Below are 19,997 nucleotides of genomic sequence, written 5' to 3'. Positions count from 1 at the left end.
CCCGGCCGTGCTCAGTCCAGACCCCGGGCCCCGCGGAAGCGGGCCGTGAGGGCGTCCGGGGCGATGAGCGGGGCCGGGTAGTCGGGGGCGGGGTCGAGCAGCCAGGGGCGATGGACGGCGGCCCCCGGCAGGTGGGCGAGTTCGGGCACCCAGCGCCGCACGTACGCCCCGTCCGGGTCGTACCGGTCGGCCTGGCGCAGCGGGTTGAGCACCCGGTTGGGGCGGGTGTCGGTGCCGGTGCCCGCGACCCACTGCCAGTTGAGCTGGTTGTCGGCCACGTCGCCGTCGACCAGCAGTGACAGGAAGTGGGCGGCGCCGATCCGCCAGTCCAGGTACAGGCACTTGGCGAGGAAGCCCGCCGTCAGCAGGCGGGCCCGGTTGTGCATCCAGCCCTCCTCGGCGAGCTGGCGCATCCCGGCGTCGACGATCGGGTAGCCGGTGCGGCCCTGCCGCCAGGCCTCGGCCTCGTCCTCGTCGTGGTGCCAGCGGTCGTCCCTGGTGCGGTAGTCGCGGTGCGCGGCGTCGGGGCGGGCGGCGAGGACCTGGTGGTGGAAGTCGCGCCAGGCGAGCTGCCGGACGAAGGCCTGCGCCCCCTCGCCGTCGTGCCGCAGGGCGCGTTCGACGAGTTCGGTCGGGGACAGGCAGCCGAAGTGCAGGTACGGGGAGAGCCGGGAGGTGGCGTCGGCGGCGAGGTCGTCGTGCACCCGGGCGTAGGCGTCGACGTCCCAGCGGCGCCACCGCTCCCTGGCCGCGCTCTCGCCCCCGGGCGGCAGGGCGGGCGAGAGCGGTCCGGTGAGCAGCAGGTTCTCGCTGCCGATGCCGCCCGGGGTGTCGAGCGCCCGGGGCGCGCCGAGCACCGTGCGGCGGGGCGCCTGCTGCCAGGCGCGGTGGTACGGGGTGAAGACCGCGTAGTGGTCCCGGCCGGCCGGGGTGATCCGGCCCGCGGGGACGACCGTCACCGAGGCGTCGTGGACGTGCAGGCGGTCGCCGAACACCTCGCGCAGCCGGGCCTCCCGCCGGTGCGCGAAGGCGCTGACGCCCGCGGCGATGTGCACGGAGACGGGAGCGGTACCGCCACCGGCGTCACCCTCGGCCGCACCTTCGGCCTCGGCCTCGGCGGCGACCCGGGCCGTCTGCTCGGCGGGTTCGCCGCGGCGCACGATCAGCCGGGAGCCGATCCGGCGCAGCGAGGCGTCCAGGTCGGCGAGGCAGTCGGCCAGGAACGCCTGCCGGTTGGGCGCGGCGAAGCCGGCGTCCTCGACGGCCGGGTCCAGGACGAACAGCGGGACGACCCGGTCGGCCGCGGACCGGGCGGCGTGCAGCACGGGGTTGTCGTGCAGCCGCAGGTCCTGGGTGAACAGGGCGATCGATACGGTCACGGGCGGGGCCTCACAGGTGGTGCCGTCGGGTGTTCTGATTGCTTCTACCGCTTCAGCTGCTTCTCCCCGGGTGTTCGGAGCCGCCCGCGGCGCGGATTGGTCCCAACGGCCCCGCGGGTCCGGTCGCCGGCAGCGGTGCGTGGTGCGGCAGCGGTGCGTGGTGCGGCCGGGGCGTCGCGTGAGAGGCTCGCTCCATGGAACAGCGTGTACTCGGCCGTACCGGCCGCCCCGTCTCGATCGTCGGACTCGGTACCTGGCAGCTCGGCGCGGACTGGGGGGACGTCCGCGAGGAGGACGCCCTGGCCGTGCTGGAGGCCTCGGTGGAGGCCGGCGTCACCCTCTTCGACACCGCCGACGTCTACGGCGACGGCCGCAGCGAGCGGCTGATCGGCCGCTTCCTGAAGGACCGCCCGGACGCCGAGGTGTTCGTCGCCACCAAGTTCGGCCGCCGGGTCGAGCAGCGGCCCGAGCACTACAACCTCGCCAACTTCCGCGCCTGGGCCGACCGTTCGCGGGACAACCTGGGGGTCGAGCGGCTGGACCTGGTGCAGCTGCACTGCCCGCCGACGCCGGTCTACTCCTCGGACGAGGTCTTCGACGCCCTGGACACCCTGGTGGAGGAGGGCCGGATCGCCGCCTACGGGGTGAGCGTGGAGACCTGCGCCGAGGCGCTGACGGCCATCGCCCGCCCGAACGTCGCGAGCGTCCAGATCATCCTGAACGCGTTCCGGCTCAAGCCGCTGGAGCAGGTGCTGCCCGCCGCCGAGGCAGCCGGCGTGGGAATCCTCGCCCGGGTGCCGCTGGCCTCGGGCCTGCTGTCGGGCCGGTACGACGAGCACACCGTCTTCGGCCCGGACGACCACCGCACCTACAACCGCCACGGCGAGTCCTTCGACCAGGGGGAGACCTTCTCCGGGGTGGACTTCGCGACGGGCGTCGAGGCGGCGGTGGAGTTCGCCGCGCTCGCACCCGAGGGCGCGAGCGCGGCGCAGACGGCGCTGCGGTGGGTCACCCAGCAGGCGGGGGTGACGACGGTGATCCCCGGTGCCCGCAACGTGGCGCAGGCCCGGGCCAACGCGGCCGCCGCCGGGCTGTCCCCGCTGCCGTCGGCCACCCTGGCCGCCGTGCGCGAGCTGTACGGCCGGCGGATCCGGGCGCAGGTCCACGCCCGCTGGTGACGGCGGGCGGCCGGTCACGGCCCGTGGCCCTCACGACGAGCGTCGGGGCGGGGCCGCGCGGTGGGCCCGCCGGTGCGAGGGCCGGCCGGCCTCGCGGCCTGCGGGCTTCCGGTGGCAGGCGTGCGGACCGTCCGGCCCGGGAGCGTGCCGAGCGCGCCGGGAGCCCGCACGGGCCGCGGGGGCCGCGGGGGTGTCTCGGGCCGGCTTCGGCCGTCGGCGGTTCAGGTGGTGGCTGCCCCAGGCGAACACGCCGATGAGCAGCACGGCGAGGGCCAGGGCGGGCACGGCGACGGCGTACAGGGCGGGGCCGTCGGGCGTGGCCGGGAACGGTGGGGTGGTCATGGTCTTCTCCTCTCCTCGCGTTCCGGCGGCGGGCCCGGCCCGAGGGGGAGGTGACCGGCGGCCCGGGTCCGTCGCGTGACGCCCGCTTACCCCGCGCGCCCGGGAGGCATGCCCGGCCCGGCCCCGATGGCGGACCCGGGCTCGATGCCGGGGCGGGTCAGGAGAACAGATGGGCGAGGGCGGCGTCGATGTCCAGGTGCTCGGCCTCGGCGCCGGCCGGCACCAGGCGGAAGGAGTCGAGGAGGAACGCCGTCACGACGGCCGCCGGAACACTGATGACGGCCCGCGCGGCCGGAGAGCGCAGGGTGATCAGCACGCGGCCCCCCGGCCCGGGCGCGACGGTCACGTCCCCGAGGCCGGCCGGGCCGTGCCGGCCCCTGTCCAGCAACTCGCGCGCGAAGGTCCACTGCGCCGCGTCGTCGTCGCCGAGCGGCGGGAACGCCAGGCACACCGCGTACGGCGACGCCGTGTCGAACCGCAGCTGCGCCTCCACGGCCACGTCGGGAAACGGGCCCTCGGGCAGGGTGACGGCGGTGGACCAGGAGGTGGCGACGGTCATGCGACGAACTCCCATTCTGGCGATGGCACCCGGTTTCCTCCGGCCGTGACGGCCGGTGGTGGCAGCGCTCGGCTACCCGCGCGCCCGGGGTGCATTCCTCGTCTCTCAACGCAACCGCGTCGCCCGGCGTGATCCCCCACCCGGGTGGTTTCCCGGTCGGGGGAACGGGCAGCCGCCTACCGCTCCGAGCCGCCCGTGCGGGCCGGGCCCGGTCCGGTCCGGTCCGGACAGCGAAGCCCCGCCCCGGCGTACGGTCACCGGGGCGGGGTGGGGTGGGGCGGGGCTCGCGGGTCACCGGGTGATCACCGCGTGATCGTGCGGAGCCTCACGGCGCCACGGTGTCCGCCGCGGGCGGCTCCGGCTCCTCGTCGTCGTCCGGCTTCGCCTTCCGCCGCACGTCGGCCGGGGTGGGCGCGCTGATGGATCGCTCCTCGGCGGAGCGCTCCCGGACTCCGGCCCGGCCCTCGGCCTTCGCCCGGACGTTCGCCGGGGTCGGGGACGTGATCGCGCGTTCCTCGGCGGACCGTTCCTGCGTCCGCTCGTCCGGCTGCGGTCCGTGCTCGTCGGGTGTGGTCATGGGCTCGTTCCCCTTTCCGGGTCCTGGGCTTCGACGGATGGGATACCGGGCGGCTGCCCGGATGTCCGGGTCCGAACCGAAAATCCGGACCGCGAGTACGGGGCCGGGCGGCTTGGCCCGGCGCCGGTTCCGTCGGCCCTCGGTCGTCGGCCCTCCGACCGTAACCCCGGGCCGGAGACCGCGCTGCCGGACGCGGAAGGCGACGCTCCCGGCGCGCGCTGCCACGCGGTGCGGTCACGGGCCCGGCTTCGCCGACGGCCCGCAAGCCGCCGCCGCACAGGCCCGTGCCGTCGGGCGGCACTGAGATCCGCATCGGGCTCCGGAGACCGCGGGGATGATCCGATGGTGGGGGCAGGACTACTCGTCCCGGTCGTCCCGGTCGTTCCGGTCGCCGCGGTCAGGGGCGCGGGTTCCGCGCCGGTGCCGGCGCAGGTACCAGACGGCGAGGGCGATGACGACGCCCGCGGCGATCGCGAGGGCGAGGACCCGGCCGACGGTGCTCTCGACCCGGGTGTAGGCGGCTCCGGCGAAGTAGCCGAGGAGGGTGAACCCGACGCCCCAGAGGACGCCGCCCAGGGCGTTGAACAGGAGGAAGCGGCGGTAGGGCATGCGGGACATGCCGGCCAGGGTGGGCACCATGGCGCGGAAGAAGGCGACGAAGCGGCCGAAGAAGACGGCGGCCGGCCCGCGCTGGCGGATCAGGTCCTGGGCCCGGTCGACCCGGGTCGCATGGCGCCGCATCGGGCGGGTGTCGAGGATCCTCGGGCCGATGTGGCGGCCGATCTCGTAGCCGGCGGTGTCGCCGAGGACGGCCGCGCAGACCACGAACAGGACGAGCCAGCCGAGCGAGAGCCGGCCCTGGTGGGCGAGGAACCCGCCGAGGACGGCCGCGGTCTCGCCGGGGACGACGAAGCTGAAGAAGAGGGCGTCCTCGACGAGCACGAGGCCCGCGACCACCGCGTACCCGACCGGACCGGACAGTCCGCTCAGCCAGGCGGTGATCGAGTGCATCAGCCACCCCGTTCCGGACCGGCGCCCCTCTCCGCCTCAATGTAACGCTCGGCGTCCCCGGCGACCCGGTGGTCCGAAGGGCGACGGACCCCGGCGCCAGGCCCTCGGCTCAGGTCAGGACCAGCGAGCGCAGCAGGTCGAGCTCGTCGAAGCCGAACCCGGCGAGGACGGCGGCGAGTTCGCAGGCGCCGGGGGCGAGCAGATCGACGATGGCCAGGACGTCCCGGCCGTCGGCGCGGTCGAGTTCCTCCAGCGCGCGGGGCAGGTTGCGGCGCCACAGGACAGCCGGTGCGGGCGGGCCGACGGAGCCGCGGTCGCGGTGGAGGGTGCCCTCCGGGGACACCCACAGGGGCGGGGCGTCGGCCGTGCGCGGGCCGAGTGCGGTGCGGTCGATGGCGGACGTGGCGGGGCGGTGCAGCAGGAGGCGGTGGTCCATCGGGCGGAACCCGTGGGCGAGGAACGCCCGGGTGGTGACCGGTCGGCGGTGGAGCGGCAGGCCGGGCAGGTGGGGCGGCCAGGGCGAAGGGTCGGTGAAGGCGGTGACGGCGGTCAGGCCGCCGCTCCGCGCCAGGACGGTCCGGACGAGGACCTCGGCCGCGTCCGCGGCCTCGCGGCAGTGCAGCCAGGCCACCCCGCCGGTGAGTCGGCCGGGCGTCGTCCGGCGGTGCACGGCCATCGCGCCCTGGAGCCGGCCGTCCCTGTCGTGGAGGACGAGGACCGTCCGGTCGGGCCGGCGGTCCCAGGCGACGGGTGCCGTCGCCGGGAAGGGCACGGCGGGCCGGTCGGCCGCGATCAGCCGGACCACCTGGGCCTGGTCCTCGTGGGTCGCGGGCCGGACCCGCAGCGCCCGTCCCGCCCTGGGGGACACCCTCATCGGGCTCCTGTCCACATCCACGTCCATGTACCCGTCCATGTCCTCGTTCCGGCCGACCGCCGGCACGGTGGGTTCGGTGCCGACCGGGCCCCGGATGGGCGAGAGCACTCGGAGTCACCCGAACGGGTGACATTCGGCGGCCGGGGGACGGCCGCGCGGATCACCCGGTGACGGTCCGCTCCAGGAGGTCGAGGGCGCTCGCCAGGCTCTGCGGGCCCGCGGTGCCGCCCGGGGCGCCGGAGCGGCCCCAGCCGGGGCCGGTGGCCAGCACCAGGGCCCGGCCGCGGGAGCCGCGCGCGCCCCACGTGGAGTCGGCCACCCGGCGGACCAGCTCGTGGTCGGCGGTGGGCGGGAGCTGCGACCAGAGCATCACGGCGCCGGGGCCGATCCGGTGCACCGCGTCCAGCAGCGCCCTGGGCGGGACGGCCGCACCCAGCATCCGGAAGGGCAGCGCACGCTCGCCCAGGCCCGCCGCGGCCGCCTCCAGCGCCAGGCTGTGCTGCTCGTCGGGCATCGCGGCCAGCAGGACGGGCGGCGCGGGCCGCGGCCTGGCGGGCCGTACGGCCGCGGCGCGCAGGACGGTGGACACGTGCCAGGACAGCAGGTGCTCGACCTCGACGTACTGCTCGCCGGAGGAGGCCCACGTGCGTCCGGTCGCGCGCAGCGCAGGCATCATCACCTCGGTCCAGGCGTCGACGACCCTGAGCGAATCCACCACCTCCCGCAGGATCCGGGCGACCTCCGGGGAGTCCAGGCGGACGGCGGCCCGGGCCAGGCCCCGGCACTCGGCGCGGACCGCTCCCATCCGCAGCGCACGGCGGCCGGCCGGGCCGCGACCGGCCTCCGGCCCGGGCCGCGCGGCCTGCCCGGGCACCGGTGCGACGGCCTCGGTTGCGCGTTCGGTCTCGGCCTCGGCACCGGCACCGGCCGCGTGGTGGGAGGCCAGCGCCGCCCGGGCCGCTTCGGCCGGGCGCACACCGCGGGCCGCCAGGCGGCACATCGCTTCGAGCAGCGCGATGTCCTCGGGGCTCCAGCGGCGGTGGTGGCCGGGGTCGCGCAGCGAGGGGCCGATGCCGTAGCGGCGCTCCCAGGAGCGGATCGTGGTGGGGGACACCCCGAGGAGCCGGGCCACGCCGCCGGTCGGCAGGCCCGCCTGGTCGGTACCCATCGTTCTCCTCTCCCGCATGTTCCGGATGTCCCGGGCGTCCCGGATGCCCTGGGCGTCCCGGGCGTCCTTCGCCACTGCCATGATCCCCTGTCGGGCCCGGGCGTCAGGAGCCGTCGAAGGCCGTCCGCAGCCGCAGCAGCCCGTCCCGCATGCGGGTCTTCACCGTGCCCAGCGGCACCCCCAGGGCCCGGGCGATCTCACTCTGCGAGTACCCGCCGTAGTACGCCAGGACGAGCGACTCCCGCTGGACGCCGCTCAGCCGGGCGAGCGCGGACCGCACCCGGCGCGCGTCGAAGACCCGTTCGACCTGCTCGGCGACCGGTTCGGCGCCCGGCTCGCGGACCGGCTGCTCGCGCAGGGCCGCCCGCAGTTCGCGGTCGGCGGCGGCCTGCGCCGCCCGGACCCGGTCCACGGCGCGGCGGTGGGCGATGGTGAGCACCCAGGCCAGCACCGTGCCGCGGGCCGGCCGGTAGCCGGCGGCGGCGCGCCAGACCTCCAGCAGCACCTCCTGCGCGACCTCCTCGGCCTGCGAGGGGCTGCGCAGCGTCCGCAGCGCCGTCCCGTACACCGGTGCGGCCACGGTCCGGTACAGCCGTGCGTACGCCACCTGGTCGCCCCGGGCCACCGCGGCGACCAGGCGCTCCAGCTCCGCGGCCGGAGCCGGGACGACGGGGACGGCCGGGACGGCGGGGACGGCTGGGGAGAGGGAGGGGGACGGGCAGGCGTGCGTGGTCACCCCGGCACTGTGCAGCGTTTCGGTTTCCCGGCACCACCCGCAGCCTTTGTGCAGCGTTTCGCTCCACTCGGTGACGCCGCCCGCCGTCAGGCCCGGGTGAGCCCGCCGGCGCCGTCCCGCCGACGTCCCGACGCCGTCCCGCCGGCGCCCCGACGGCGCCCCGCCAGCGCCCCGACCGCCGGTAATTCGGTTGACCGGGCCGCGCGGTCGCGCTGCACTTCGGGGGGCGCCGCACGAGGTGGCGCCGGCAGTACGGGGAGGCAGCAGCACCGCATGGAGATCCGTTCCACGACCGACCAGGACCTCGACGTCTTCGTCGACACGCTTCACGCCGCGTTCGGGCGGTTCCCGGAAACCCCGAACGCGGACGGCGGCGGGGTCTGGTGGGCGGCGACCGAGATGGACCGCAACCTGCTCGCCGTGACGGCGGACGGGCGGCCGGTCGGCACCGCCGGGGCGTGCTCCTTCGAGCTGACCCTGCCCGGGGAGGTGGTCGTCCCGACCACCGGGGTGACGTCCGTCGGAGTCCTGCCCACCCACCGGCGCCAGGGCGTGCTCACCGCGCTGATGCGGCGTCAGCTCGACGACGTGCGGGCGCGAGGGGAGTTCCTCTCCGTCCTGCTGGCCTCCGAGGCCGGGATCTACGGCAGGTTCGGCTACGGTCCGGCGACGTACACCCAGCGGCTGACGGTGCCGCGCCGGCAGGCCGCCTTCGCCGCACCCCGGGCGCAGCGGGCGGCCGAGGCCCCGGCGGCCGGCTCGGTCGAACTGCTGCGGCGGGCCGACTGCGGGCAGATCGTGGAGGAGGTCTACGACCGTTACCGCCGCCGTCAGCCCGGTGCGCTGTCCCGGCCGCGCCGCTGGTGGGAGCTGGGCGCGGGGCAGGTCCCGATCGCCCCGACACCGCGCTACGTCGCCGTCCACCGGGACGCCGACGGAACCCCGGACGGGTACGCCAGCTACTCGCTCGGCGACGACACCCTGACGGTGGACGAGATCATCGCCGTCGACGACGCCGCCCACACCGACCTGGCCCGGTTCGTGCTCGGCCACGACCTGGTCTCCCAGGTCGTGTTCCGGCACTGCCCGCCGGAGCACCCGCTGCGCTGGCAGCTCGCGGACTTCCGCGCCGTCCAGCCGGGCGGCGAGACCGACTGGCTCTGGGTGCGGCTGCTGGACGTCCCGCGCGCGCTGACCGCGCGCGGCTGGTTCACCGACGGAGAACTGGTCCTGGACGTCGACGACCCGTTCCTCGGCGAGCACCACCGGTACCTGCTGACCGTCCGGGACGGGAAGGCCGAGTGCGTCCCGACGGACCGGGAGCCCGATCTGTCCCTGGACGTCCGCGACCTGGGCGCGGTCTACCTCGGCGGCACCGCCCCGAGCGCTCTCGTCCGAGCCGGGCACATCCGGGCCCATCGACCCGGCGCGGCCGTCCTCGCCGACGCCCTGTTCCGCGCCGAGCGCGCGCCGCACTGCCTGCACTGGTTCTGATCCGGCAGCCGCCACTCGGGATAGACACCGAACGCCGTTCCCCGCCCTGGTCGGGCGGGGAACGGCGTTCGGCTTTTCCCGGGTCGGGGCATCCCGAACCGCCCGTAGGGGAGGCCCGGTTGCCCTCAGGGACCAGGCCGGTTGCCCTCGGAGGACAGATCACGGCTGGTTACCGGCGGGTCGGTTTGGTTCGGACGGGTGCACGATGCAACAGTGTCCGTCGGGTATTGACATGGTCACGGGATGTGAGGGGAGATGCGGGGGGAGCGGGAACTCGGAGACGAACGGGCCGGAAACGTTCAGTTTCCTTGCCGGATGTCGCTCAGGGTCCCGCTGACGTTGAGGAGTTCGTGGCACGTGGGCGCCTGCTTGCCCGAGGCCGGGGTGCCCGGCACCTCGCAGGTCACGTTCGCGGTCACCGCCTGGTCCTCGGGGACCTGGAGGGGAGTCACCCAGTGGTAGTCCTGGTTGCGGAAGGTCTCCAAGGCGATCGTGGTGATGGTCTTGTTGCCGGCCATGATGGTCACCAGTCCCTGGTCGCCCTGGAAGTTGGCGACCACGAGGTCCGTGATGTCGAAGACCTTGCCGTGCGGCACCTGGTAACTGCCGGTCGCGGCCGCGCCGTTCTCGGTCACGACGTCGATCGTGGCGGAGCTCTGCTGGCCGGTCCCCGGCACCGCCAGGCCGCCCGGACCAGGTCCGCCCTGGCTGCCGGGGCCGGTGGTCGGCTTCCCGGCGCCCGGCTTGGTCTGGCCGCCCGGGGTGCTCCCGTTGACGGGGCTGCCCGGCGTGTCACCGGCCGGGACACCGGCGGGCGGGGCCGGAGTGGCGTTCTGCTGGGCGACGGCCTTCTCGGCCGCCTGCTTCGCGGAGCTGCGTACCGCCGGGCGGACCAGGGCGAACCACGCCAGCAGCAGCGCGATCAGCGCCGCCAGGAGCGCGAGCAGCCACTTCGGGAAGATCGGCAGCTGGAGGAACTCGCCGTCCAGGAGCGGCTTCTGGACGGGCGTCGGCGCGGTATCCGGTGCGGCTTCCGGCTCCTTGGCCCCGTCCTTGCCGTCCTTCGCGGCCTTCGCGTCCTTCCCTCCCTTGTCGTCCTTGCCGTCCGCCCGCTCCTCCGGGCCCACCGTCACCTCGAACGGCCAGGTCGCCTGTTTGCCGAACCAGATCAGCTTGCGGGTGCGCGCCTGCACCCGCACCTCTCCGGACTCGCCGGGCTCCAGCCGCAGCTTCTCCGGCGTGACCCGGAACCGCAGGTCCTCACCGGCCTGTCCCGGAGTGAACGTCACACCGGTGGGAGCGTTGCCGAGGTTGCGCACCGAGGCCCGGTAGCGCCCGCGCAGCCAGCCGCGACGACGGCGCGGGGCCAGCGCGGCCTGCAGCTCCTGGAACGGCGTCACGGTGACCGTGGCCTCCGGCACCGTCACCAGGTCGGGGCGCTCGACCGGCAGCACCCGGATGCCGAGCGGGAACTCGCCGGCCCGGGTGGCGGGGGAGCGCGGCGGCGCCAGCCGGACCGTCACCGTCTCGGAGGTCCCCGGGTACAGCGACACCCTGGCCGGTTCCACCTTCGTCCAGCCGGCGCAGTCGCCGACCACCTCGAACGTGTAAGCCTCAACGATGTCAAGATCGTTGCGTACCGTCAGGGTCGTGGTGGCCACGCCACCGGGGGCCACCGTCAATGCTGGCAGGCCGAGTTCGGCGGATGTGGTCATAGCGTGACGGTAGGGCCGTACCGCGCCGGAGAAGAGGGCCGTACGGGCAAGCTGGGGGCCACACCCCTTGCCCGTACGGACCGACCGGAGACCCCGCCCGGTCCCGTCGCGGGCCCGGCCCGGCTCCGCGTGACCCGCCCCCAAGCCCCCGGCCGGCACTGCCTCGCGGTGCCCGGCCGTCACCCTCGCAGGCACTTGCAGAATGGAGCAGTTCGATGACGTCGACCGATACAACCCGTGAGGAAGTCGTCACAGCCCGCCGGACCGCGGTGGCACCGAAGCCCGCCGGCGCCGCCGTCCCGCGCGTACCCGCCCAACTGCGCGGCAGGCCGGCCCAGGTGCGGGTGGCGGTCTACGCGGAGGACCTCATCCTGCAGACCGGAGTGGTCCAGCAGCTGCGCCAGCGGCCCGAGGTGGAACTGCTGAGCGAGAGCGAGGCCGGGCAGGCCGAGGTCTCCCTGCTGGTGGTGGACTCGTTGACGGAGACGGTGACCGAGCACCTGCGGCGGCTGCGGCTCGCGACGTCGGGCCGGATAGGCCTGGTCGTGGGCCACTTCGAGGCCGGCGGGCTGCAGACCATCGTGGAGAACGGGGTCGCCGCCGTACTGCGGAGGTCCGAGGCCGACCAGGACCGGCTGGTGCACCTCATCACCGCCCTGGCCAACGGCGAGGGCGTGATGCCCGGCGACCTGCTCGGCGAGCTGCTCGACCGGATCGGGATCCTCCAGCGCACCATGCTGGACGGGCGGGGCCTGACCCTCTCGACCTTAACCGCGCGGGAGGCGGAGATGCTGAAGCTGGTGGCCGAGGGCTTCGACACCAGCGAGATCGCCGCCAAGACCTCGTACTCCGAGCGGACGGTGAAGAACGTGCTGCACGAGATCATCACCCGCCTCGGCCTGCGCAACCGGGCCCACGCGGTGGGGTACGCGATGCGGCGCGGCCTGATCTGACGGAAGCGGTGCCTCGCCCGGCCGGGCGAGGCACCGCGTGGAGCGGGGAGCGCTCAGAGGAGCCCGAAGTCGAACTCCCCGCCGGCGACGGTGGTGATGAAGGAGCCGATGACCGACGTGTACATCCGACGTGCGGAGTTGCGCCTCGGCGCGGCCCTGGAGGGCCTCGCTCTCGTCCTCCAGGGGGCGACCGCGCGCCCGGAGGAGCACAACTGCGAGTGCCATTGGGGCAGCGCCGAAGAGCTCGCCCTCCTCAAGGTGCCGGGCGTGCGGCTCGATCCCGACCTCCTCCGGCGGACCTGGCAGGCCCCCGACTGGAGCGACCACGGCTCGGTGCTCCGCCGCGTCCTGCCTCAGCTCGCGTGCGCCCTCGTCGACAGCCGGTCCGAGTCGTCCCGGTACCAGGACGAGATCGGTCTCTCGCTCGCCCGCGGGCGCTGGCAGGAGTGGCCCCGGGAGCAGGCCGCGGCCGTGCGGGAGTTCCTGCACGCGTTCTGGGCCCACAGCCTCGTCACCGCCGACCCCCTCGCGGACGCGCACGGGACCCTCGTCCTGTGCGTCGAGGCGTCCGGCGAACTGAGCCCCTGGCTCGACGTCTGGGAGGCGCTGGAGCATCCGACGGCCGACCGGAACCTCGCGGAGGCCGTCGACGCGTGGGACTACGACCTGCTCGTCGACCAACTCCCCTGGAGGACCTGGCACGACAAGGACGCCATGGTGGCCGTGCTCACCGCCTGGCTCACCCGCCACGCCCCCGCCCGGCTGAGGGCGCACGACGCACCGGAGGACCTGCTCCACCGTCTGCGGCTGATCGGTCTCACCGGGCCCGCCCGCTGGGACGATCCGCATTGGCCCCACTACAGCTACTGACGGTGGGAGTGGAGGCCCCGGGCCGGGCGCTGCCGGGCGGAGCTAGGGTCTGCGCATGCTCCTGTGGATCAACGGCCCGTTCGGCGCCGGCAAGACTCAGACCGCGCACGAGATCCGGTGGCGCCTTCCGGGCAGCGTCATCTGCGACCCCGAGCACGTGGGTTTCGGCCTGCACCGGATGATGCCGCCGTCGATGCGCGGGGACTTCCAGGATCTTCCCGCCTGGCGGCAAGGTGTCGTCGACGTGCTGGACCGAGTCCTCACCGATCACGACGGTGTGGTGATCGCACCGATGACGGTCGTGGAGCCGGTGTACTTCCGGGAGACCGTCGGTCGGTTGCGGGAACGCGGCCATGACGTCCGCCACTTCACCTTGCTGGCTGAGCGCGCCACGGTGCTGCGACGGCTGCGTGAGCGCGGTTTCGGGCACGTGGTGCAGTTCGTGGCGGGGAAGGACGCCCCGCTGCGCCGGGAGAGCTTCGCCGTGTCGAAGCTGGACGTGTGCCTGGAGCGTTTGCGCGAGGAGGAGTTCGCCCAGCACGTGTGGACCGACCGGCTGACGGTCGCCCAGGTGGCCGACCGCATCGCCGCCGCTTCGGGGCTGACGCTCGCGCCGAACACCGAGGGCGTTCTCCGGGGGCGCGTCCGCCGGGCCTGGACAGGGGTCCGGCACATCCGGTTCGACTGAGCTCCGGCGGCTGAGGCGCGCACGGGAAGTCGGCCGGGCCGACTTCTCACGCGAGGTGCGGGCGGGCTGCCCTTCGGGGACACCGGTTGTTTCCCCCGCCGAGGGTGCCCGGGCTCTCCCGCGGCACGCCCGCGGCGGGGAGACTGCGGGCAGACCGCCCCTGCAACCTGTGAGGTCGAGCGTGATCGGCGCCACCGCCACCCCCCGCTCCGCCCGGCGGCCGGCCCGGGCCGCCGTCGCGGTGCTGCTCGCGCTCGCGACGGCCCTGGTGACCCTGGCCGGCGCCGCCCCCGGCGGGCAGGGCGCCGCCGCGGCCCCGGCGGCCGCGGTCGACCCGGCGGCCGGGCGGATCGTCTTCGCCGGCACCGACCACCGCGGCCTCGGCCGGGTGACCGGCATGACGGACAGCACCCCGCTGTTCGGGCCCGGCCCGATCCACTTCGACCGGGACCCGTCCGCCCGCGGCGGCGAACTGGTCTTCACCAGCCTGCGGGACGGCCCGCTGCCCCAGGTGTACCTGCGCGACGCGGCCGGCGCGGTGCACCGGCTCACCACCGGCATGGACACCGCCCACCCCGCGCTGGCCCCCGACGGCAAGGGCGTCGTCTTCGAGTCCCTGGAGCCCCGCGGCGACGGCAGCACCCGGCACGTCCTGTGGGCCGTCGACCGGGACGGCAGCGGACTGCGCCGGATCACCGAGGGCGCGGCCGACGAGACCCACCCCACGGTCTCGCCCGACGGCAAGTGGATCGCGTACTCCTGCGACGGCGAACCGTCGCACCGTCAGATCTACCTGCGGCCGTTCGAGGGCGGCGCGCCCGTCAAGGTCACCAGCGTGACCGACGGGGACGCGGTCGACCCGGCCTGGAACCCGGTGAACGACGACGCCCACCGCAACGAGATCGTCTACACCCGGGACCAGGGCGCCCAGGGCCGGACCCTGGTCCTCACCTCGCCCACCGGCGGCGACAAGGCCTTCTTCCCCGGTACCGGCTCCACCTGGAAGACCGGCTCGGCCGGCTGGCTGGCCGACGGCAGCGGGGTGCTCTTCCTCAGCGCCGACCTGCTCGACCCCAACGACCCGACCCCGCAGCCCGATCCGTCCCGGCCGCCGGTGGTGAACCTCTACCGCGCGCTCACCTGCAACTGCGAAGCGCCGAAGGTGCTCTACCGCGCCAACCGGCTGATCGCCACGCCGACCTGGCTGGGCACCCAGAACGAGGGCGGCCCCGTCGTCGAGCAGACCAGCGCCTCCGGCGCCAACGTCGCGAACGTGGAGGACATGCGCCCCGACGGGTCCGACCCGCGCGACCTCGGCATCAGTGTGCTCCGGGAGGACCCGGCCGCCGACAGCAACACCAGCACCGACCCCGGCGCCGACCCGCTGTTCCACCCCCGCCCCGGCTTCGACCCCTGGTTCGAGCGCCAGACCTACACGCCCGACGGCCGGCAGATCGTGGTCACCCGCTACGAGGACGGCCCGGCCGGGCGGATCCAACGGATCTGGATCGCCGACGGCGACGGGGCGAACCCGCAGCCGATGAACCTCGCCGGGCGCGGCCCGAACGACCGGGACACCGACCCGTCGATCTCCCCGGACGGCAGGCTGATCGTGTTCAGCCGCAGCGCCCCGGCCGCCGGCGACCAGCCGGCCCGGCCCGGGCGGGTCCTGATCGCCGAGATGGCCACGGGGCGGATCGTCGGCACCGTCCAGCCGCCGGCCGGGCAGCGCGGCGCCTCCGACGGCCAGCCGTTCTGGTCCCCCGACGGCAAGCTGATCGCCTTCTCCCGGACGGCGGTGGTCAACGAGAACGCCGGCAACCTGCACGTCTGGACCGTCGCCGCCGACGACCTCACCCGGCAGACCGACCTCAGCCGGACGGCCTGCCCGGGCAGCTGCAACGTCATCGACGACAGTCCCGCCTTCGCCCCCGACGGCCGCCGCATCGCCTTCAACCGCAAGGCCGGTGACGGCGGGAACAACCAGCAGGACGGGGTGGTGGTCACCACGCCGACCGGCGAGGGCTGCACGGTGGTCGTGCCCACCGGGCTCGGCCAGGGCGCCTGCACCCGGCCGCTGCCCGACCGCCCCACCACCGGGCCCTTCCAGCCCCGCGACGTCGCCTGGACGGCGAACAGCGCCCAGCTGGTGCTGACCTCCCGCCGCGCCGCGCCGCCGAGCGCACCGGAGGGGCTCAAGGTCTACGACTTCGCGACCGCCCAGCTCACCGAGCTCGACTGGCGGCTGCCGGGGCGCCAGAAGGAGCCGGCCGTCCAGCAGTCCGTCGACCTGGCGGTCAGCGTTCCCGAGCGGACCCCGGCCGTCCCCGTCGACGGCAGCACCGAGGTGACCGTCACCGTCACCAACAAGGGCCCCGCGCCCTCGCCCGGCACCGCCCTCACCGTCTCGGTGCCGACCGGCGCCCGGCTCGACAAGCTGACCACCCCGACCGGATCGTGCGACGCCGCCGCGCTGCGCTGCGAGCTCGGCACCCTGACCCCGCGCCAGGTGGTCCGGATCAAGGCCACCCTGACCGGCACCCGGCCCGGCGTCCCGGACTTCGGTTGGAGCGTCACCGGGACGGTCGTCGACCCGAACCCCGACGACGACTTCGCCCGGACCTTCCTCCCGGTGCTGGAGCCGCCGACCCCGTCGCCGACACCCACCCCGTCGCCGACCGCCTCGCCGAGTCCGACCCCGAGCCCGAGCCCGACACCCACACCCACGCCCAGCCCGACCGCCACGCCCACCTCCACCCCCGTTCCGCCGCCGCCCCCGGCGCCCGCCCCGCCGCCCCAGGCCGGCCCCGCGGTCGCGGTCGACGCCCAGCCGAACCCCGGCTACGTCGGCGGCCACGTGACCGTCAGCTACACGGTGCGCAACACCGGCCAGGCCCTCGCCACCGGCCTGCGCCTGACCCTCGGTCTGCCCGCCGGAGTGCCCACCGAGGCCCTGCCCCCCGGCTGCCGGAACGGCACCTGCACGGTGAGCGACCTGGCCCCGGGCCGCAGCGCGGTGGTCCGGGTGGTGCTCTCGCCCGTGGCGGCGCTGGACACCACCATCACCGCGGAACTGACCACCACCGGCACCGACGCCACCCCGGGACCGCACCGGGCGAGCACCCCGCTGCGGATCCTCCAGCCCCGCATCGTCGCGGTGCCGCCGATCGGCAAGCCCGGCTTCGTGACCTCGGTGCGCGGCGTGGACTTCCCGCCCGGCGCGCCGGTCCGGTTCACCTGGAAGCCCGGCATCACCGCCGAGGCCGCGCCCACCCGCCCGAAGGGCGACGGGACCTTCGCCGGCCAACTGCTCATCCTCCCCAAGGACGAGACCGGCCCGCGCACCATCACCGCCGAGGGCCCCGGATTCTCCCCGGTGACCTGCCCCTTCCTGGTGGTGGAGGGCAGCATCGGCCCGCCCGGGGAGGTGGAGCGGCGGTGATCCACGAGGTCGACGAGGCGCTGCGACAGCTGCTCGCCGGGACCGGTCTGCCCGAGCGCGGGATCGACGTGGTCTTCGACGCGCCCACCCGGGACTTCGCTGCCCGGCGCAACGCGCCCACGGTCAGCGTCTACCTGTACGGGCTGCGCGAGGACACCGGCCGCCGGCAGGCCGGCACCGTCGCGGAGTACGACGCGGACGGCCTGGTGACCGGCCACCGCCCCGCGCCCCGCTGGTTCGAGCTGGCCTACCTGGTCACCGCCTGGACCAACCGGCCGCAGGACGAACACCGGCTGCTGGCCGAGGTGCTGCAGTGCCTGACCGCCACCGACACGCTGCCCGCCCGGTTGCTCACCGGCACGCTGGCCGCGCTCGGACTGACCGTCGGGCTGGACATCGCGGGGCGCGACACCGGACTGCCGTCGGTGTCCGACGTCTGGTCCTCGCTCGGCGGGGAACTGCGGCCCTCGGTCGACCTCCGGGTGCTCGCCCCGCTGCCCGGCGGGCGCAGCCCGGCAGGGCCGCCGGTCACCGAGGGGCTGGTGCTGCACGCCGGCGACACCACCAACGTCGGGGACACCACCAACGTCGGGGACATCGCCAACGTCGGGGACATCGCCAACGCCGGCGACACCACCCCGGCCGGCCCGCCGCCCGCCGACGGCCCGGGCCGCCGGCTGCGCTACCAGGGCGCCGGGGACCCCGGGCCGGACGGCTTCGCCGCGCCCCGGGAACGCGGGCTGCCGCCCGGCCGCCGGGCCCGGGGCAGGGCGCGATGAGCCTCGACCTCGACCGGGCCCCGGAGGCCGCGTCGGCGGCCAACGGCGCACCGCCCGGGCCGGACCAGGACGGGCCGTCCGGTCCGGACGACAGCGCACCGTTCGGTCCGGCCCCCGACCAGCTCTGGGAGCGGCTGCACCGGGTCGAACGGCGGGTCCGCGCCGCGGTGCGCGAGCGCCGGGCCGACGACCCGGACCCGGACGACCCGTACCGTGGTCAGTACCTCGGCCCGGAGGCGGTGGAGCGCATCCTGGCGGCCTCCGCCACGGTGCACCGGGCCGCCCCGGACCCCGGCGACGGCCCCGCGCCGCCGCCCGGCTCCCGGCTCGGGCGGCTCAGCGCCGCCTTCGGGCTGCTCCCGGTCGACCTCGACCTGCTGCTGGTGGCGCTCGCCCCGGACCTCGACTCCCGCTTCGAGCAGCTCTACGGCTACCTCAACGACGACCTGACCCGCCGCCGGGCGACCATCGGCCTGGCCCTCGACCTGTGCGGACTGCCCGGGGCGGGCGCCGGCCGCTTCCGGTTCTCCGTCCGGGCCCCGCTGATCGCCGGCGGCCTGCTGGAGATCACCGAGCCGGACCGCCCGCTGCTCTCCCGCACCCTGCGCGTCCCGGACCGGGTGACGGCCCATCTGCTCGGCGACGACGAGCCGGACGGCACCCTCGCCGGGCTGGCCCGCCGCGCCGGACCCGGGCACCGCTCCCACCAGCCCCTCGAACAGCTGCGCGTCCTGGCCGCGGACGGCGGGCTGGTGCACCTGCTGGACCGGGGCGGGCACGCCGGCCCGCTCGCGGTGGCGGCCCTCGCGGCCGACGGCCCGCCGCCCCTGGTGGTCGACGCCGCCGCGCTCGCCGCCCGCCCGCCGGAGGCCACCGTACGGGTGCTCGCCCGTGAGGCGCGGCTGGGTGGGGGCGGCGTGGTGCTCGGACCGCTGGACCGGTTCGAACCCGAACGGCCCGAGCGGGCCGCGCTGCTGCGCGAGCTGTGCGCGGAACTCGCCGGTGTCCCGCTGGTCGTGCACGGCCCGCAGGTCTGGGACCCGGCCTGGGCGGCGCGGAGCCCGGTGGTGCTCACCGTCCCGCCGCCGGGCGCGCGCGACCGGGCCGGGCAGTGGGCGCGCGCCCTGTGCGCGGAGCCGGATGCTTCGGAGCCGGGTGCTTCGGAGTCGGGCGAGGAGCAGGACGAGGAGTTGCCGGAGGAACTGGCCGAGGCGGTGGCCGCCTACCGGCTGGATCAGGAACAGCTGGCCCGCGCCGCCTCGGTCGCGGCCCGGACGGCGGCCGCCGAGCGGCGCCCGGTCCGGGCCGAGGACCTGCGCACGGCGGTACGGGCGCAGAACGCCGCCGGACTGGCCCGGCTCGCCCGCCGGATCGAGCCCGCGGTCGGCTGGTCCGACCTCGTCCTGCCCGCCCCCACCGCGGGCCGGCTGCGCGAGCTCGTGCTGCGCGCCCGGCACCGCGACCAGGTGCTCGGGCAGTGGCGGATGCGCCCGGGCGGTGGCCGGGGCAACGGCGTGATCGCCCTGTTCGCCGGGGAGTCCGGCACCGGCAAGACGATGTCGGCCGAGGTGGTCGCCGCCGAACTGGGCATGGAGCTGTACGTGGTGGACCTCTCCACCGTGGTGGACAAGTACATCGGCGAGACCGAGAAGAACCTGGAGCGGATCTTCACCGAGGCCGCGCAGGTGAACGGCGTCCTGCTGTTCGACGAGGCGGACGCGCTGTTCGGCAAGCGCTCGGAGGTCAAGGACTCCCGGGACCGCCACGCCAACGTGGAGACGGCCTACCTGCTCCAGCGGATGGAGTCCTTCGACGGGATCGCCGTGCTGACGTCCAATCTGCGGGCCAACCTCGACGAGGCGTTCACCCGGCGGCTGGACGTCATCGCCGAGTTCCCGCTGCCGGACGAGGCGCAGCGTCGCCTGCTCTGGGACCGCTGCCTGGGGCCGCTGGTGCCCCGCGGCGACGACCTCGACCTGGACTTCTGCGCCCGGAACTTCGAGCTCACCGGCGGCTCCATCCGGGCCTGCGCGGTCTCCGCGGCGTATCTGGCCGCCGGGACGGGCGCCCCGCTGGGGATGGCGCAGCTGGTCTCCGCGGTGGTCGGCGAGTACCGCAAGCTCGGCCGACTGGTGCTGGCGAGCGAGTTCGGGCCGTGGCTGGGCGCGCTCGGGGACACCGGGCACGGCTGACCGCCCCCGGGACGGCGGGGCGGCGGGGGCAGCCCGGGAC

At 75.5% G+C, this 19,997-nt stretch carries 17 protein-coding genes; 8 read left to right on the top strand and 9 right to left on the bottom strand.

Translation table 11 applies throughout. The features are described 5' to 3' along the window. Positions 1 to 11: 11 nt before the first annotated feature. Positions 12 to 1,379, bottom strand: coding sequence for a cryptochrome/photolyase family protein (locus ACZ6EM_RS03185; protein WP_465771495.1), 1,368 nt, complete (start codon positions 1,377 to 1,379; stop codon positions 12 to 14). A gap of 194 nt (positions 1,380 to 1,573) precedes the next feature. Here ACZ6EM_RS03185 and ACZ6EM_RS03180 point away from each other — a divergent pair, with 194 nt between their 5' ends. Beyond that, positions 1,574 to 2,557, top strand: coding sequence for an aldo/keto reductase (locus ACZ6EM_RS03180; protein ID WP_465771494.1), 984 nt, complete (start codon positions 1,574 to 1,576; stop codon positions 2,555 to 2,557). A 30-nt stretch (positions 2,558 to 2,587) separates the two neighbouring features. Here the strand turns inward: ACZ6EM_RS03180 and ACZ6EM_RS03175 are convergent, their stop codons facing one another. The 7 genes from ACZ6EM_RS03175 to sigK all read right to left on the bottom strand — a co-directional run bounded on the left by ACZ6EM_RS03175 (position 2,588) and on the right by sigK (position 7,824). Further along, entirely contained in the window at positions 2,588 to 2,899 is a 312-nt protein-coding gene (locus tag ACZ6EM_RS03175) for a hypothetical protein (RefSeq protein ID WP_452177587.1), read from the bottom strand. A gap of 157 nt (positions 2,900 to 3,056) precedes the next feature. Beyond that, positions 3,057 to 3,458 carry an SsgA family sporulation/cell division regulator gene (locus ACZ6EM_RS03170; protein ID WP_401048573.1) on the bottom strand — a complete coding sequence of 134 codons (402 nt, stop codon included), beginning with the start codon at positions 3,456 to 3,458 and terminating at the stop codon, positions 3,057 to 3,059. A 325-nt stretch (positions 3,459 to 3,783) separates the two neighbouring features. Next, positions 3,784 to 4,035: a hypothetical protein gene (locus ACZ6EM_RS03165; protein WP_401053398.1), complete on the bottom strand. Its 252-nt coding sequence runs from the start codon at positions 4,033 to 4,035 to the stop codon at positions 3,784 to 3,786. A 357-nt stretch (positions 4,036 to 4,392) separates the two neighbouring features. After that, positions 4,393 to 5,046 (bottom strand): DedA family protein, encoded by a 654-nt coding sequence (locus ACZ6EM_RS03160; RefSeq protein WP_452177589.1) that lies wholly within the window; start codon positions 5,044 to 5,046, stop codon positions 4,393 to 4,395. A 109-nt stretch (positions 5,047 to 5,155) separates the two neighbouring features. After that, a complete protein-coding gene (locus ACZ6EM_RS03155; RefSeq protein ID WP_465771493.1) occupies positions 5,156 to 6,028 on the bottom strand; it encodes a hypothetical protein in 873 nt (290 codons plus the stop codon). Positions 6,029 to 6,080: 52 nt separating this feature from the next. Further along, complete coding sequence (locus ACZ6EM_RS03150; RefSeq protein WP_465771562.1) at positions 6,081 to 7,106, bottom strand: MerR family transcriptional regulator; 1,026 nt, start codon at positions 7,104 to 7,106, stop codon at positions 6,081 to 6,083. Positions 7,107 to 7,191: 85 nt separating this feature from the next. Further along, positions 7,192 to 7,824, bottom strand: a complete 633-nt coding sequence (sigK, locus tag ACZ6EM_RS03145; RefSeq protein WP_401053404.1) for an ECF RNA polymerase sigma factor SigK — start codon at positions 7,822 to 7,824, stop codon at positions 7,192 to 7,194. A gap of 273 nt (positions 7,825 to 8,097) precedes the next feature. Here sigK and ACZ6EM_RS03140 point away from each other — a divergent pair, with 273 nt between their 5' ends. Next, positions 8,098 to 9,318, top strand: coding sequence for a GNAT family N-acetyltransferase (locus tag ACZ6EM_RS03140; RefSeq protein WP_452177591.1), 1,221 nt, complete (start codon positions 8,098 to 8,100; stop codon positions 9,316 to 9,318). A 299-nt stretch (positions 9,319 to 9,617) separates the two neighbouring features. Here ACZ6EM_RS03140 and ACZ6EM_RS03135 read toward each other — a convergent pair whose 3' ends face one another. Further along, on the bottom strand, positions 9,618 to 11,033 hold the full coding sequence (locus ACZ6EM_RS03135) for a COG1470 family protein (RefSeq protein ID WP_465771492.1): 1,416 nt from the start codon (positions 11,031 to 11,033) through the stop codon (positions 9,618 to 9,620). Between the two features lie 215 nt (positions 11,034 to 11,248). Between ACZ6EM_RS03135 and ACZ6EM_RS03130 the strand changes: the two genes are divergently transcribed. The 6 genes from ACZ6EM_RS03130 to ACZ6EM_RS03105 all read left to right on the top strand — a co-directional run bounded on the left by ACZ6EM_RS03130 (position 11,249) and on the right by ACZ6EM_RS03105 (position 19,957). Continuing rightward, the gene (locus ACZ6EM_RS03130; protein WP_401055139.1) at positions 11,249 to 11,986 is read left to right on the top strand and encodes a response regulator transcription factor; all 738 of its coding nucleotides are present in this window, start codon (positions 11,249 to 11,251) and stop codon (positions 11,984 to 11,986) included. Positions 11,987 to 12,094: 108 nt separating this feature from the next. Further along, positions 12,095 to 12,856: a hypothetical protein gene (locus tag ACZ6EM_RS03125; protein WP_452180804.1), complete on the top strand. Its 762-nt coding sequence runs from the start codon at positions 12,095 to 12,097 to the stop codon at positions 12,854 to 12,856. 55 nt (positions 12,857 to 12,911) lie between these two features. Beyond that, entirely contained in the window at positions 12,912 to 13,544 is a 633-nt protein-coding gene (locus tag ACZ6EM_RS03120) for an AAA family ATPase (RefSeq protein ID WP_401055137.1), read from the top strand. A gap of 169 nt (positions 13,545 to 13,713) precedes the next feature. After that, entirely contained in the window at positions 13,714 to 16,986 is a 3,273-nt protein-coding gene (locus tag ACZ6EM_RS03115; protein WP_465771490.1) for a hypothetical protein, read from the top strand. Continuing rightward, positions 16,983 to 17,765: a Pvc16 family protein gene (locus tag ACZ6EM_RS03110; RefSeq protein WP_465771489.1), complete on the top strand. Its 783-nt coding sequence runs from the start codon at positions 16,983 to 16,985 to the stop codon at positions 17,763 to 17,765. Before ACZ6EM_RS03115 ends, ACZ6EM_RS03110 begins: the two co-directional genes overlap by 4 nt. Further along, on the top strand, positions 17,762 to 19,957 hold the full coding sequence (locus ACZ6EM_RS03105) for an ATP-binding protein (protein ID WP_465771488.1): 2,196 nt from the start codon (positions 17,762 to 17,764) through the stop codon (positions 19,955 to 19,957). The genes ACZ6EM_RS03110 and ACZ6EM_RS03105 overlap by 4 nt, the downstream gene beginning before the upstream one ends. The last annotated feature ends 40 nt before the right edge of the window (positions 19,958 to 19,997 follow it).

Source organism: Kitasatospora sp. NPDC041917 (assembly GCF_055589745.1).
This window is presented reverse-complemented; position numbering and strand designations above follow the sequence as displayed.